Raw genomic sequence first — 16,692 nt, 5'->3', positions numbered from 1 at the left:
CACTCCTTCATTTTGTTTCACATTTAGTTATTAGATAATTAATCTAAACATTTAATTATAGTATTAACACTAAAAGCTTTTTCTGAATTTATTCTTATAGCTTGTACCATATTCTCATTTAAGTTTTCAATATTTTTAAGCTTACCTATAATAGGTAATTTAGTAAACTTCTCTATCATTTTAATATTGTCATTACAAAGCAAATTTTGTACATAATTATTTATTATAATTCCTTTTATATTAATCCCTAAAGACTCTATGTATTTTACTGTTAAAACGGTATGATTAATTGTTCCTAAACCAGCTCTTGCCACAAGAATAACACTCATATTTAAATCCTTAATAAGATTCTCAAGAGTATATACTCCTCTTTCATCATCTATCAGTGGACAAATAATTCCGCCACTTCCTTCTGCAATTATGTAATCATATTTTTTCTTTAAATATTCATACTTTTTCATTATTACATTTAAATCTATAGGTTTTTTCTCAATTTTTGAAGCAAGATGAGGAGATACTGCAGACCTATAAACATATGGTGTAATATTTTCATAGGATTCTTTTAAATTACTAACTTCACTAACAATCTTAGTATCACCCGGTACAAGCTTATCATTTACTTCCAAAGCCCCACTCAATGCTGCTTTAAAGTAAGTAGCATTGTACCCATTACTTCTTAAAACATGCATAATACCTGCAGTTACAATAGTTTTGCCCACATCAGTATCAGTTCCAACTATAAATATTCCTTTAGACATTTTTCTAACCTCCAATTTTAAATTTATATCATGTCTAACTATATAATTTTTAAACAATATATCTACATTTTCTTAATACAGGTACTAATTTTACTGAAATATATGCTGTAATTACCGTTAGTACCAAATCTCCAGCTATACAAATAACAACCCCATAATAAAGTGCAAAGGAGAAAGAAACATTTTTACCAAGATACAAATTATAACTAATATATAAATATATAACTCCAAATAAATATATAAAAAACAAACCTGCAAACAATGTAAGTATAGTTTTTATAAAAGTTACTTCCTTAACATTCTCCCTTATTTTACCTATAACATAAGCTGCTACTATAAATCCTATAAGATATCCAAAAGTAGGTTTAAATATGTAGTTTAAACCGCCCCCTTCAGTGAATACAGGTACCCCCGCAAGTCCAATTATTACATAAACTATTTGCGATGCTGCTCCTAATTTTGAACCTAAAATTATCCCTGCTAATGCACAAAATAAGTATTGCAGTGTAAAAGGTACATACGGTATGGGAACTTTAATAAAAGCTCCAATAGCTGTCAAAGCAGCAAACATGGCTACTAAAATTAAATTTCTTGTGTTTCTCATAAATTCTCCTCCTAATGCAATGTTAATAAAATTAATTCTAAGGTTTCTTATACAATGTCTCCCTTCCTTTTACTAGATAATATTTTTATACTGCAAAGTTGAAATCTATATTAATAATAATCTAATATTCTTTGTTTGTAAACCTATAATTTAATTTTGGTTTACAATTAGATTAAATTAAAGAGACAGTTCATTACTTTAAACTACAACTTAGAGTAATAAACTATCTCCTCTTTATTCTACAATATTTTACAAAAAAATCTTTGTATATTCAAATTTAAATTAAACTAACACACAGGAATCTGTCCTTTTTTATTCTTAACTCAACTTTCACAGTAAAAAAATACTGTCTAGCAAAAGGAAATGATATATTGCGTAAGAAACATTTGAACAAAGTTTACAAGTTCTGTTATGCTACAGACAAAAAAACAATAGTGAATGTAGTACCTTCATTTATCTTGCTTTCCACTCCTATAATTCCTCCATGAGCTTCAACTATAGACTTTGATAGAGCCAACCCAATTCCAACAGATTCTGTTTTTTTATGTGTTTTACCTTTATAAAACCTTTTAAAAATATGAGGTATTTCATCTCTTTGTATTCCTTCTCCATTATCTTTAACAATTATCCTAACACATACTGGGGTTCTTTCTGTAGAAACTTCTACATATCCCCCTTCTTGAGTATGTTCTATGGCATTTTTAATTAAATTTATAATTCCTTCACTTAACCAATTTGTATCATGTTTCATCATAATTTTCTTGTGTTCTGGTGAAAAAATAAGATTAACTTTTTCATTTTTTGCCTTTGCTACAAGTGCTAAAACTGATTCTTCTACTGTATCATTTACATCACAATTATTTTTTTCAAATTTTATTACTCCTGCATCCAATCTTGCCAATTGAAGCAAACTTTTTACAAGCCATTCAATTCTATCTAATTGTTTTTTGCTATTTTGTAAAAAACTTTTTCTCTTTTCTTCATCTATTTTTCTATTTAAAAGTATATCATTATATATTATCAAAGATGATATTGGAGTTTTAAGTTGATGGGATATATCTGATAATATGTCTGTTAAAAACATCTTTTCTTTTTGAACTTCTGAAAAATTATTCTTCATAATTACTCTCATACTGTTAAAAGAATGTGCAAGTTTTGCAAATACGCCTTCTGCATTTTCATAAATACCTATATCAAATTTGCAATCTGATATATTTTGTGCTGCTAATATAAGATTTTCTATTCGTTTATAAATTTTTATATGTTCGATAGAATTTATCACTAAAACTACTATGAAAAAAACAGCAAAACAAGTTAATACGCCTTTCAATGCTATATCATAGCTGCTGTACATTTGTGGTACTAATTCTATTTGTATATTTTCACCAACACCATAATCTTTTAATAATTTTTTTCCTTTTTGTATACTTTCTTCATTAGCGCCCTTTGTTACTATTGGGATTATCTCATCCATTAGTTCAGGATGTTTTTTACTTACCTCACCTATTATTGCCATATTGCTTTTCACATAATTAACCTTAATTTTTTCATAACTTGCATTTATTATAAAAAATGATCCTATTAAAGTTATAAAAGCTACAATTATTATACTCAATGAACTTCTTTTTAACTCTGGATTACCAAAATAATCACTCATATTTTACTCCTTCTCAACCTCTAAATTCCACTCGTATCCTAGCCCTCTTTTAGTTTTTATATATACAGGATTAGAAGAATCATCTTCTATCTTTTTCCTAACCCTTTTTACATATACTGAAAGAGTATTAGTATCAAAATAGGCCCCTGAACCTTCAATTAATTTATCTAATATTTCTTCCCTATTCATTAATTTTTTAGGATTTGTCATAAATATTAAAAGAAGTTTATACTCTTGTGTAGATAGGGCTATCTTTTCCCCATTTTTCTGTACCTCAGCCCTCTCTGTATCTAATATTATATCTTTACATTTTAATATCTTTTCTTTATTACTTTCTACATGAAATCTTCTTAAATTAGCTTTAATTCTTGAAATAAGTTCCCTTACCTTAAAAGGTTTTGTTATATAATCATCTGCGCCTATGTCCAAACCTAAAACAATATTTACTTCCTCATCACAGGCTGTTAAAAATATTATTGGCATATCACTCTTATCTCTTATGTATTTACATACATCATATCCACTTCCATCTGGAAGCATTACATCTAATATAGCTATATCAAATTTTTCTTCATCAAAAGTTTTCATAGCTTCATTTACACATTCACATCTAGTTACATCATATCCTTCATCACTCAAAGTAAACTCAATTCCCAATGCCAGTCCTTCATCATCTTCCAAAAGTAATATTTTACTCAATTGTCTTACCTCCACTTCTTGCATATGTGATAAAAAGTAAATTTAGGTACTTAAATGATATTATCACTTATTTCCATTATTTTTTATTTATTATATTTTAACATAAAAAATAATAGGAACAAGTTGCTTTCTAAGCCTTTTGCCTACATTCAATATTTTTCAAAAAATCTCTTTTGAATATAAATAAGACTTTGAACTTGTTCCTGAAATGACTTAATTGTAATTTTTCTTTGTTGGAATTAGAATCAATGCTGTTACTATAATCATAGTAAGTAGAACAACACATCCAACTAAAGGACTATAAGTAATAATATCACTACCGGTATCTCCTGTAAACCCAATAATCCCCAACCCAGCTGACATTGGATAAATATCCTGTAAATTTTCACCGGAAAGGAAAATTGAAAAGTATCCATAAACAAAGGATACTATTACCCCACCCATAAACATATTTGGTTTTCTACCACAAAAAGCTATAACAGGAAGTTCTGCAACATAAATAAACAATGCCATACTTACAATCTGCATAAATCCTTTTACAGCTGAAAAAAGAGTAATTCCAGTTGGGAAAAATACTACACTACATATCAAAGTAATAAGAAAACTATACGCACCAAATAACACAGTCACAATACCCAACGTAAATATCTTTCCTATTAACAATCTACGAAAAGAAATAGGAATAGGTAAGCTGTTTTTCAATGTATTATCAATATATTCACGGTTAATCATATAACCACCAATCAGCGCAATCGTACTAGGAAAAATCATGCCCATGTTATTCCAAATTGTATCATTAATCAAACTTTCAAATCCATAATTTGGATTTTGAACAATATACATCTTTTGCGTAAAAACTGCCATAAGAGGTGAAATCATCACAACGATAATTCCTGCCCATAAAATACTATATCGTTTCAGTTTTTGTATTTCTGTAATTATAACATTTATCATAGTAGCCCTCCTTAATTTTCCTGGCGTTGATATTTTTGGGCAATAAAAAACATACAAATTACAGCAACAACACCAAGAAATATAAAACATAATGGAGTAGAAACAAAAATTATCCTACGTGTATTTACATCTAGATGATTTGAGTTCAGATATGGCATCATCCAACGGCTGATCATACCTACCGGTAAAAGTGTACTTAAATTTAATCCAGGTGCACCTTTTGGATCAATTCCTATAATAAAACCAATAATTGTATATAAAAACGAAATAATAAGTGAAATAATATTGTTTTTATTACACCACACAATCAATGTTACACAAGGTAGAGATGCAATCATAGTCATAATTCCCACAACGACACTTAATAGCAGTTTTTGTAAAACATTTGAAACACTTACTCCAACAATTGCAGCACCCATCAAGCTTGCAATCATTGCTGTAACAGCGTATAGTACAGATACAATTAATAAAATCAACAATTTTATTATTATAATTTTTGTTCTAGAAATTGGAATAGTTAATAGGTTCTTCATTGTACTGTTATCACGTTCCATGAAAAGTAGCATAGTTTCAACAATACAAAGAACCGGTATCAACAAAACGAAATGCCCAAAACCCAAAATAATATTGAACAATTCCTCATAGTTCCAGTGCTGCCTGATAGCAAATGCAGTCATTGGAATTGGGAACAAGAAAGCTGCCAGAGTAGCAAATATAATAAATTTTTTTCGCTTTAATTTTTGAAATTCACAAATCATCAAATCAAGCAATTCCTTCGCCTCCTGTTACCTTTTTAAAGTAATCTTCTAGAGTATCATTTTGAGTATGCACTTCTGATACATCAATACCACTTTCTATAAATTTGCGGTTAATTGCAGATACATCTATCTTGGTATCATAAAGTTGTAAATTATAATCATCATTAACATGAAATTGAGAAGTGTGAAAATTATTCTCCAAAATCCGACAGGCCTGCAATGCATCTGTAATCACAAAATGAATATACTTATTATTTTTCCGCTGTAATTTGTCCAAGCTTTCCTCTTGTAGCAAAACACCGTTATTAATAATACCAATATCATCTGCTAACAAAGCCATTTCTGATAAAATATGACTGGAAATTAAAATTGTTTTCCCATAATCCTTACTAAGTCGTTTGATAAATTCACGGACTTCCGCAATACCAATTGGGTCAAGTCCATTGATTGGCTCGTCCAAAATTAAAAGTTCTGGATCATGCATAATTGCATTAGCAATTGCAAGACGCTGCTTCATACCAAGTGAATATTCGGAAAATAATTTCTTATCATTATAAGATAATCCAACTACTTTCATAGCATTTTTAACTGCATTTCGATTAGGTATACCACGCAATCGAGCAAAAATTTTAAGATTTTCGGTTCCAGTCAAATTAGGGTAAAATCCTGGTGATTCAATCAAGCTGCCAATTCGCGGAAAAATCTTTTTTTCATTTCCGTAAATTGGTTTATCAAAGATAAACACCTCTCCAGTTGTGGGTTGTGTCAAATTAAGAAGCATTTTCATAGTAGTGGTTTTACCCGCTCCATTACGACCAAGCAACCCATAAATTCTACCTTTCTTTACATGAATACTTAAATTGGCAACACTTTTTTTTCCTCCATATTGCTTTGTTAGATTATTTGTTTCAATAATAAAATTGCTCATGATTTAAATCCTCCTTTATTGTTATGAGCTTAACGATAACACTTTAACTCAGACTTTTACGCATCCAATCTTATAACATCAATAACATTTTCTTTTTTAATTTTATTCAAAGGTTTAATTACTGAAATAAGCCCTATTGTTACAGCTGCTAAAGTTGCTATTCCTATAGTGTTCCAAGGAATTCCCCACTTAAAGCTTTTTATATATCTAAAAGAAGAACTCATCAAATAGGAAAGCCCTGTCCCTATAATTCCTCCATAAAAACAACCATACAAACCATAAAGAATTCCTTCTGTTAAAACCATAGATCTAATATTTTTATAAGTCATTCCTAAAGCACTCAAAGAAGCTAGCTCTTTTTTTCTTAAAATCAAATTAGTTGTTATAGTATTTACAATATTAACAGCCCCAATTAAAGCAATTACTACTACAAAACCATACATCAGTATTTTAATTTGAAGCATACTTGAGTGCATATTTTCACCTTTCTTAACCATATTAATAACCTTTATGCCACTGCTATCTCCTATTGCTTGTATCCACTTTTCAAAATCATTTTCCTTATTTTTATCCTTTAACACAATTTCAGCACTCTTTATAGGCATATTCTCTATATTTTTACCGGATATATTTTTTATAACTTGCTTTGTAGCTATTATTTTTAACTCTGTTTGACTAAAATCATCACTACTATATGGAGCACTATCTACAATTGCAGCTACTTTTACCTTTACCATATCTTCTTTTAAATTGTCTTTTATACTTTTTAATTTTTCATCATAGTATTTATTGAATTTATTTCTGTCATAATGTACATCTTCCATTGACTTTCTTGCAAAAATGTTTCTATTAACATAAAAACTGTCTCCAACTTTTAAAGTTGTAATAGGTCCTTCATAGTATTTACCTTTTGATTTCAATAAGTTATCTTTTACCAATATAACTCCATTTTCTTTAGCCATTTTTTCTGTATTAATTTTTCCATCTTTAACATATTTCTTACTCATCTTTATCTTTAATTCATCATAAATATCAAAACTCATCTTTAATGAGCTCATATCTTTTCCTTGAAAATTTGTTTTTTCATACAACTCTGGAACAAGATTTTCTACTTCTTCATCCTTTTGATTATTCAAAATTAAAGCTTTTGATTCATAGTTTCCATAAGATAAAAATGTACTTTTTACAAGATTATTATTTTCTATCTTATGAATTATATCTTTTGTTAAAGAATTTTTACCTTGTTTATCTGTAGTATTCATAGTTATAAAATCAGTTTTGTAACTCTCTGAATCTTTATTTGTAAAATTTTCGCTCATATGTACAAAAGAAGAGAAAGCTATAAATATAGTTACACTTATCATTATTGAAAATACCGTAATATTAAATCTTTTTCTATTTCTTTTTATATTTTTAAAAGCCATTAAACTATTTATTCCTAAAAATCTTTTTGCTATCTTTCCTCTATTTTTCTTTATTTTTTCTTTCGTTATTGATGTCCTACTGTTAATAGCAATTAAAGGAGATATCTTTGCTGCAAATCTTGCTGGTATTAATGCTGATACATATATTGAAATCAGTCCAACAACAGCACTAATTATTAATACGTTATAAGGTATTACAATATAAAATTCTCCAAAAACAGAGTTTGACATCATACTAAATATTTTACCTATAACAAATATTGCAAATACACCGGAAAGTATTCCAATAGGCACACCAATTAAACTTAGCACTGCAGCTTCTCTTAAAACTATTTTTCTAATTTGTTTTGGAGTTGCACCTACTGCCCTTAAAAGTCCATATTGCTTTATTCTTTCAATAACACTTATTTGAAAAGAATTATATATAACAGCTATAGTTGCTATGATTGCAATTCCTATAACAATTCCTGCAATTGAATACACACTATTATTAATCTCTTTATTTCCTCCTTCTCCCATGTAGGTTAGTACCATAGAATTTGTAGAAATATTTTTGAAAGAAGATTTTAATTCAGCAACTGTATCAGATATATCTGCTTTTTTTGATATAGTAATATACATAACAGATTTACTTATATCAAATTTATCACTATAAATCATACCTAAAGATTTTCCATTAAATTGACTTCCAAGATCATTCTCAATTAATCCTGTTAACTTAAAATCCTTCGTTTCACCATTATTAAGTTTTAATTTTATATTTTCTCCAATCTTAGGTTTATTAGCTATATAATTTAGAACCCAAGGTTCTAATGCTATTTCTCCTTCTTTATTTGGAAATCTTCCTTTTGCTGTTTTGTATGGCAAAAGTTCTAAAGCATTTTTATTGTATTTCGTAATTTCTATTTCTTTTGAATCTCTAAGAGATACACTAGCATAATTTTCTTTAAGTCCTATTTTATCAATTTTAGGATTACTCTTTAACTTTTTATAAGTTTCTTCAGTATTTTTAGACATTTGTAAATGAAAAAATCCTTTTTCCCTAATCTCACCCTGAAGAAAGGAATTTTGCATACATTTTATAAATAAACCTATGGAAGTAATCAATGCTACAGAAAGTATTACTCCACAAATTGTAAGTATAGTTCTTTTTTTATTCTGCTTTAAATATTTATTTGTTATGTCTTTATAGCTTTTCATATTTGTTCCCCCTACTATCCTATTCTCTCCTCACACTTTATTCTCTCATCAGTCTTTATCTGTCCATCACTTATAGTTATTACTCTATCTGCTTGCTCTGCTATGCTAAGATCATGAGTTATAATTATAAGTGTTTGATTATATTTTCTACAAGAAATTTTTAAAAGTTCTACAACTTCCTTACTGTTTTTACTATCTAAATTTCCAGTAGGTTCATCTGCAAGAATTATTGAAGGCTTATTTATTAAAGCCCTACCAATAGATACTCTCTGCTGTTGACCTCCAGATAATTCTGATGGAAGATGACTTTTTCTCTCTTTAAGTCCAAGCATCTCTATTACTTCCTCTAAATATTTTTTATCTACTTTTTCTTTGTCTAACATTGCTGGAAGAGAAATATTTTCTTCTACATCTAATACTGGTATTAAATTGAAAAATTGAAATACAAATCCAACATTTCTTCTTCTAAAAATAGCTAATTTTTCTTCATTTAATCTATATACATCTTCACCATCTAAATAAATTTTTCCACATGTAGGTCTATCTAATCCACCAAGCATATGAAGCAGTGTACTCTTTCCAGACCCTGATGCTCCAATTATTGCAACAAATTCCCCTCTTTCAACAGAAAATGATACATCTTTAAGAGCTTGAACCTTATTATTACCCATTCCATAAATCTTGGATAAATTTTGAACCTCTAATATTTTCATATATATACCTCCGTTAACTGATAAAAACTTTTATTTAACAACCTCACTACGGTTATATTATATTTTCTTATCTTCTTTATAACAATAACTATTCTCTTACATTTAATATATTGAATCTTACAAGTTTGTAAGAATGGTGGATAGGAATAAAAAAATAAGAATAAAATAAAAAAAGTGTATAAGATGAAGAATCCTTTGCTTCCATAACATACTCTAAATCTTACTTATATTGAAAAAAGATTTTAAAATTACTATTCTAAAAAAATTAGTAATTTAAAAATAACTTTTTTCAAATTTGTAAGACTAAGAACACATAGAGTTACTCAAAGATTACTTAATCTTATACACTTTTTATTAGTTATTTTGCCCTAAGGCAAAATTTCCTTAATTATTAATTATTCATTCAACTTTCGCAGTAAAAAAATACTGTCTAGCGAAGGGAAATGATATATTGCGTAAGAAACATTTGAACAAAGTTTACAAGTTCTTAGCTTTACGAATTTGGAAAAAGTTATTTTTTAATTACTGATTCCTACGGAATATTAATTAAAAAATCTTTTTTCAATATGAGTAAAGTTTAGAACTTGTTACTGAAGTGAAAGGTTTCTGAGCAAGATATCATTTCCCGTAGCGACTGTTTTTCACCTGCGAAAGTTGAGTTATTCATTATTAACTATTAATTTTCTTTAAAGTGAAAGGTTTCTAAGCAAGATATCATTTTCCGCAGCGGCTATTTTTCATGGCAAAAATTGAATAAATAAAGATAAAATTATCTTATATTATATATTTAATATCACTATTTTTAAATTTATTATCCAGTTCTACTTTGAAGAACTCCTTCATTTCTTGAAGTTGTTCCTTTGAATACACGTACTTTCCATATCCAAATTGACCATATTTAAATTTTCTTTCTTCATCATTCATTGGTAATGTAGTTTCAGGAAATATCTGAAGTATAGTATTTTTAGCTTTTGTTGTATATCGGTGAGATATTACTTCAAATCCAATAGGCATATTTAAATTTTTAGGCAATGCATCATACAACATATCTATAAGTTCCTTATACTCTTCTTTCCAATTTTCATACATAAATACAGGAGCTATTATAAATCCTATAGGATATCCATGTTTTGCAAGTTTTACAGCAGCCTCTATTCTTTTTTCTGCAGATGCTGTAAAATGCTCATACTCATTTATTATCCTATCTGTATTCAAACTAAATCTAATCTCTGTGTGTCCATTATGCCTAGCATCTAACAAACCATCTATATCATTATATTTTGTAACAAACCTAAATCTAGCAAGTTCTTCATTTCCAAAATATTCTATAGTTTTTTTAAGAGCGTTACTATATGGCTCCACAGGAACAGGATCTGAAGTAGCAGCGCCTTCAAATATGGTTATCTCTGGACTTCTTTCGTCTATATATTTCTGAGCTTGATTTAATATTTCATCAACATTCACATGAATTCTTACAAAAGGTTTATTTCCTAATTGAGTATTTAGGTAACAATATTCGCATTGCCCCATACATCCACTAACTAAAGGTAATTGATAATGAGCTGATGGTTTACAAGTTTGAAATTTCAAACTCTTTTTTACTCCCACAGCTAAAGTTTTTTTACCTGCTCTATATTTTTCATACATATTCTCTCCTGGTATATGTGAACCTACCCTATTAGATGATATCTCTATGACTTCAACACTAGAATCATTTTTAAATTTATTATACATTTTATCTCCAAGCTCATAATCTAAAGCTCCTTTTTCAAATATAACAACTTTAGGAACAAACATAATAAGCCTCCTTTTATATTATATATATTGTCACAAATCCTAAAGATTTTTCATGCCTAAATTTCGTATTTATTCAAATTGATATTCAATGGTTTCATACATTTTCTATAAATATATTTTTAACAAAAAGGATGTTTATTATTTGTATTTTGACAATAAAGAAAAAGAGTTTAAGATTAAAGGATCTTTGAACGACACGTTTTAATTACAATTAATAATTAAAAATGAATAATAAATAATTTTAGTTATTAATTATCTTTAAAGTCTCCCTGTTCTTATACTTCTTTTTCTTTACTGTCTTGTCCTTCTCTCACTGTGATAAATATCTATATATCATGTAGGATATCATTGAAAGGAAATTTACAAGTTCTTAGCCTTACGAATTTGAAAAGAGTTATTTTCTGATAATTCAACTTTCACAGAATAAAAATAACTATTAACGTAGATAAATAATATATTGCGTAAAAACCATTTTAACAAATAATTAGTAATTCTTGCTCTAAAAATTTAACATTGCGTTAAGAAAAACTCATTGTTTGAGTGTAGCGAGTTTGAGTTTTTTAGCAATGTTAAATTTTTAGAGCTTAGAATTACTTTATGCAGTTAAAGGTTTTATAGCAAGATATCATTTATCGAAGTTTAGGGCTACTATTCCTTAAGTTGAACTAACATCTTCAGAAAATCTTTTTTCAATATGAGTAAAGCTTAGAACTTGTTACTGAAGTGAATAGTTTCTGAGCAAGATATCATTTCCCGCAGCGACTGTATTTCATCTGCGAAAGTTGAATTAATAATAAATAATGCAAACCTTAATGCACTGATTTTTTCTCCAAAGTTTTTAAATCATTTATAATTCCTATAAAATCTTCATTTTTCCTAATCAAATCAAACTCTGGTTGCTGAAAAATATTAAATATATTTTCATATAAATTCATTGTTATTGTACGTTTTCCCTGTGGAATCTCATTAAAACACCAAGTAGAGCTAAATTCAGTTGGTTTATTAATATCATTATTTTTTATATCCTCTAACATTTTCTTAAGCATATCCACTGCCTTTTCCTTTTCATTAAATTTTAAATAAATTTGAGCAAAATTCAAATACTCTGTTGATAGAGGTAATGCTGCTTTACATTTAGGATAAAAAACTTTTTTAATATTAATAGACAAGTTGTAATAATTCTCTACCATACTTAAATTTTTCTCATCTTTAGTGTAGGAATTAGCTAATCCCATACATGCAAAAGTTATATAACTTATATCTTTATACAATTCACTTTGAAGTATTTCTCTAGCTTTTTTCAATTCATTCTTTTTAATGTGTATATTTGCAAGTAAAAGATTAGGATCAAGTTCACTTTTATGAATTTTATTTAATACCTCTATGGCCTTATCTTCTTCTCCAATTGATGGATAAAGAGCACCTAATTGAAATAATGCTTGTTCTGTAACTTTTGTTTTTGTACAATTTTTAGCTACATCTTCAAATAATTCAATAGAATACCCTATCATATCCATAGATTTTTTCTCACTATTACTTTTCCATGAATACATAGTAAATAATGAACCTATTCTAAGCTTTAAATAATAGGTTACTGGATACTTTAATATGTACTCTTTACTCTTGTCTATTGCTTTATCCAAATCACCACTACTAAATATAGCCTCACATTCACCAAATATTTTCATAACTTCTTCATCTGAAAGCTCAATTTTAAAATTTAATAACTCATCTATAGAAACATTAAAGAAAGTTGCAAGAACAGGTAAGAGGGTTATATCTGGGTAAGAAATTCCACTTTCCCACTTTGATACTGCTGCTGTAGACACTCCAATAAATTTTCCTAATTGATCTTGAGTAATTCCTTTTTCTTTTCTTAATTTAAAAATAACTTCACCTATTGATAATTTATTCATACTTTATCCCTCCGTAGTTTTACTATAGGGCCCTATGCACTTAGTATACCTTAATCCTGCATTTATACCAATGGATACATAGTTGAATATTATATCAAAAACTTAACTGTAGGTTAAATTAAATTTATATATTAAATCCCCACATAACATAATTCTTATATTTATAAAAATTAAGTTATGTGGGGATTACAATTAGCAAAGTAAAAATTATAAATTTACATAGTACAATTCCATATAAACTTATCTTCCACTAAAATCACTTGATTTTAGACTATTAATTTTTTAAAAAAAATTTATAATCTCCTTAATAAATAATAAAAAATAAAAACCTGAAGATAAATCTTCAGGTTTTCTAATCTAATAAAATTAGATTGTTGTAATGTTTTCAGCTTGAGGACCTTTAGCACCTTCAACAACGTCGAAAGATACTTTTTCGCCTTCTTCTAAAGTTTTGAATCCATCTTTATTGATTTGTGAGAAATGAGCAAATACGTCTTTTCCCTCTTCTGTAGTAATGAATCCAAATCCTTTTTCACTATTAAACCATTTAACTGTTCCTGTCATATTATATTACCTCCGAAATTTTATTCCTTTGATCCTTTGAAAAAATAAATCATCAATAAAAACCTCGAAATCTATGTATTTAAGTTACACTTAATTATATACAATTCGAAACATGTTCATATAATAAATTATCTCACTTTTGAATCAAGGTACTCTATTAGTATACACCTTATTAAAAATAATGCAAGTGTTTTTTTGATTTTTATTATAATTTATTATAATTTCAACTTTCGCAGTAAAAAAACACTACTTAGCGAAGGAAAATGATATCTTGCGTAAGAAACATTTGAACAAAGTTTACAAGTTCTTAGCTTTACGAATTTGAAAAAAGTTATTTTTTCAATATGAGTAAAGCTTAGAACTTGTTACTGAAGTGAAAGGTTTCTAAGCAAGATATCATTTCCCGCAGCGGCTATTTTTCACCTGCGAAAGTTGAGTTATAATTTAATACAACTTTATCAATAAGAAAGTTAAATCTATAATAGAAACAATATCATTTCAATGAATATCACTTCATAAATTAATCGTACAATATGGTATACTTCATATTTATTTTTATTATACTAAAAGTATGATATACTTAGAGCTGGTTTGTATAAAAAATATATTTTAAAATTGAAAGGTAAATTATTATGATAAAATTTAAAAAATTAGGTCTTAGTGATAACATATTAAATGTACTTAAAACTCAAAGAATAAGTGAACCAACACCAATTCAAGAACAAAGTATTACATTAATAAATAATGGTAATGATATTATAGCAGAATCTCAAACTGGAACTGGAAAAACACTTGCATTTTTACTTCCAATGTTTGAAAATATGTCTCCCGCTGTAAACACAATTCAAGGTTTAATAGTAACTCCAACAAGAGAACTTGCTATACAAATAACTCAAGAAGCTGTGAAATTAAAAAAAGCTAAAGATTTAAATATTTTAGCTGCATATGGTGGAAAAGATATAAAATCACAATTAAAAAAACTTAAAGGAAATATTCATTTAGTAATTGCAACTCCTGGTAGACTTTTAGATCATCTTAATAGAAAAACAATCAATCTTAATAATTTAAAAACATTGGTATTAGATGAGGCTGACCAAATGCTTCTTATGGGATTTAAAAATGAAGTTCGTTCTATTATAAGTCATACTCCAAAAAATCGTCAGACTTTATGTTTTTCAGCAACAATTAACTCTGAAGTTAAAAAATTAGCTTATAAAAATATGCGTGATCCTAAACTAGTAATAATAGAAAAAGAAGAAATAACTCTTAAAAATATCAAACAAGTTCTAATAGAAACAACTGATAGAAGAAAACAAGAAGACTTATGTAAAATTTTAGATGAAGAGAATCCATTTATGGCCATTATCTTTTGTAGAACCAAAAGAAGAGTTGATAAACTTGAAGAAGCTCTTCATCAAAAAGGTTATAACTGTGAAAAGCTGCATGGTGGTATAACTCAATCAAAACGTGAAAGAATAATGAAATCATTCAAGAAATTAGAAATTCAGTATTTGATAGCTACTGATGTAGCAGCTAGAGGGCTTGACATAACTGGTGTTACTCATGTTTTTAACTACGATATTCCTGAAAATGCTGAAAGCTATATACATAGAATAGGTAGAACTGGAAGAGCTGGTGAAAAAGGATCTACTTTCTTATTTGCAGCACCAAAAGATGAACACACTTTAAATTTAATAGAAAAAGGAATCAAATTTAAAATTCCTAGAAAATACTAATACATTCTAAATACTATAAAAAGTGACGAAAAAACCACAAAAACCACAAAAACGGGGACGATTCATTATTTTTTGCTTAAAATTAAAGCTAAAAAATGAACCGTCCCCTTATATTATTTAAAATTTCTACAATAATTTTCTCTCAAATTCTTGTATTATGTACTTATTATATCTAACATACTCTGTGATTTAATAATATGGCACATGGTTCAATTTCTAAACATTTTACTTTCTATATTAAACTTTATGAAGTGTTTAGCCATATTATTTATAACTCTATGCTATAATAACTCACGTGCGAATCAAGTGAGGAGTGTATAAAATGAATCAAAAACAAAAGATGCTAAATGGTGAAATCTATAATGCTTATGATGAAGGTTTAATACTTTTAAGAAATAAAGCTAGACATCTTACAAAAGCATATAATAGTACAGACCCTGAAGCAACAGAACAAAGAATAAATATTCTCAAAAAATTATTTGGAAAAATAGGAGACAATTTTGAAATAGAACCTCCTTTCCATTGTGACTATGGTACTAACATTGAAATTGGTGAAAGCTTCTATGCAAATTTCAATTTTTTAGTTTTAGATGATGGTCTTGTGAAAATTGGAGATGACGTATTAATTGGCCCTAATGTAAGTATAATTACTGCAACTCATTTAGTAGATCCTGAATTAAGACCTAAAAATGCCGATTATACCAAAGCTGTAACTATCGGAAATAACGTATGGATAGGTTGTGGAGCTATAATAAATCCTGGAGTAACTATTGGAGATAATAGCGTAATAGGTTCTGGCAGCGTAGTTACAAAAGATATTCCAGCTAATGTTGTAGCTGTTGGAAATCCTTGTAGAATATTAAGAACTATTGATACTAAGTAATAAAACTAATCAAGACTTTCACATAGTTTTATTGTGAAAACCTTGATTAGTTTTATTATTAACTCAACTTTCGCAGTAAAAAAATACTGCTTAGCGAAGGG

14 protein-coding genes are annotated in these 16,692 nt (G+C 27.9%); 2 read left to right on the top strand and 12 right to left on the bottom strand.

Features of this window, described 5'->3' with window-relative positions:
- Positions 1-38 precede the first annotated feature (38 nt).
- From bioD to ACFIJ5_RS08650, 12 genes are all read right to left on the bottom strand, one after another.
- Positions 39-758: a dethiobiotin synthase gene (gene bioD, locus ACFIJ5_RS08705; RefSeq protein ID WP_379806098.1), complete on the bottom strand. Its 720-nt coding sequence runs from the start codon at positions 756-758 to the stop codon at positions 39-41.
- A gap of 49 nt (positions 759-807) precedes the next feature.
- Positions 808-1,362, bottom strand: a complete 555-nt coding sequence (locus ACFIJ5_RS08700) for a biotin transporter BioY (RefSeq protein WP_379806096.1) — start codon at positions 1,360-1,362, stop codon at positions 808-810.
- A gap of 409 nt (positions 1,363-1,771) precedes the next feature.
- Entirely contained in the window at positions 1,772-3,019 is a 1,248-nt protein-coding gene (locus ACFIJ5_RS08695; protein WP_379806094.1) for a sensor histidine kinase, read from the bottom strand.
- Positions 3,020-3,022: 3 nt separating this feature from the next.
- On the bottom strand, positions 3,023-3,718 hold the full coding sequence (locus tag ACFIJ5_RS08690; protein WP_379806092.1) for a response regulator transcription factor: 696 nt from the start codon (positions 3,716-3,718) through the stop codon (positions 3,023-3,025).
- A gap of 213 nt (positions 3,719-3,931) precedes the next feature.
- Complete coding sequence (locus tag ACFIJ5_RS08685) at positions 3,932-4,672, bottom strand: ABC transporter permease (protein ID WP_379806090.1); 741 nt, start codon at positions 4,670-4,672, stop codon at positions 3,932-3,934.
- A gap of 11 nt (positions 4,673-4,683) precedes the next feature.
- Entirely contained in the window at positions 4,684-5,442 is a 759-nt protein-coding gene (locus ACFIJ5_RS08680; RefSeq protein WP_379806088.1) for an ABC transporter permease, read from the bottom strand.
- The gene (locus tag ACFIJ5_RS08675; protein ID WP_379806086.1) at positions 5,435-6,358 is read right to left on the bottom strand and encodes an ABC transporter ATP-binding protein; all 924 of its coding nucleotides are present in this window, start codon (positions 6,356-6,358) and stop codon (positions 5,435-5,437) included. Before ACFIJ5_RS08675 ends, ACFIJ5_RS08680 begins: the two co-directional genes overlap by 8 nt.
- A gap of 56 nt (positions 6,359-6,414) precedes the next feature.
- Positions 6,415-8,982, bottom strand: a complete 2,568-nt coding sequence (locus ACFIJ5_RS08670; RefSeq protein ID WP_379806084.1) for an ABC transporter permease — start codon at positions 8,980-8,982, stop codon at positions 6,415-6,417.
- A gap of 14 nt (positions 8,983-8,996) precedes the next feature.
- Positions 8,997-9,695 (bottom strand): ABC transporter ATP-binding protein, encoded by a 699-nt coding sequence (locus tag ACFIJ5_RS08665; protein ID WP_379806082.1) that lies wholly within the window; start codon positions 9,693-9,695, stop codon positions 8,997-8,999.
- Positions 9,696-10,469: 774 nt separating this feature from the next.
- A complete protein-coding gene (splB, locus tag ACFIJ5_RS08660; protein WP_379806080.1) occupies positions 10,470-11,492 on the bottom strand; it encodes a spore photoproduct lyase in 1,023 nt (340 codons plus the stop codon).
- Positions 11,493-12,301: 809 nt separating this feature from the next.
- Positions 12,302-13,408, bottom strand: coding sequence for a helix-turn-helix domain-containing protein (locus tag ACFIJ5_RS08655; RefSeq protein WP_379806078.1), 1,107 nt, complete (start codon positions 13,406-13,408; stop codon positions 12,302-12,304).
- Positions 13,409-13,774: 366 nt separating this feature from the next.
- Entirely contained in the window at positions 13,775-13,972 is a 198-nt protein-coding gene (locus ACFIJ5_RS08650; protein WP_379806076.1) for a cold shock domain-containing protein, read from the bottom strand.
- Positions 13,973-14,604: 632 nt separating this feature from the next.
- Between ACFIJ5_RS08650 and ACFIJ5_RS08645 the strand changes: the two genes are divergently transcribed.
- Both ACFIJ5_RS08645 and ACFIJ5_RS08640 read left to right on the top strand, forming a co-directional pair.
- On the top strand, positions 14,605-15,708 hold the full coding sequence (locus ACFIJ5_RS08645) for a DEAD/DEAH box helicase (protein ID WP_379806074.1): 1,104 nt from the start codon (positions 14,605-14,607) through the stop codon (positions 15,706-15,708).
- 322 nt (positions 15,709-16,030) lie between these two features.
- Entirely contained in the window at positions 16,031-16,591 is a 561-nt protein-coding gene (locus tag ACFIJ5_RS08640) for a sugar O-acetyltransferase (protein ID WP_379806072.1), read from the top strand.
- Positions 16,592-16,692 lie beyond the last annotated feature (101 nt).

It is taken from the genome of Haloimpatiens myeolchijeotgali, assembly GCF_042688525.2.
Lineage (GTDB): Bacteria > Bacillota > Clostridia > Clostridiales > Clostridiaceae > Haloimpatiens.
The sequence above is the reverse complement of the archived record's forward strand: the minus strand, read 5'-3'. Positions and strand labels throughout refer to the sequence as shown.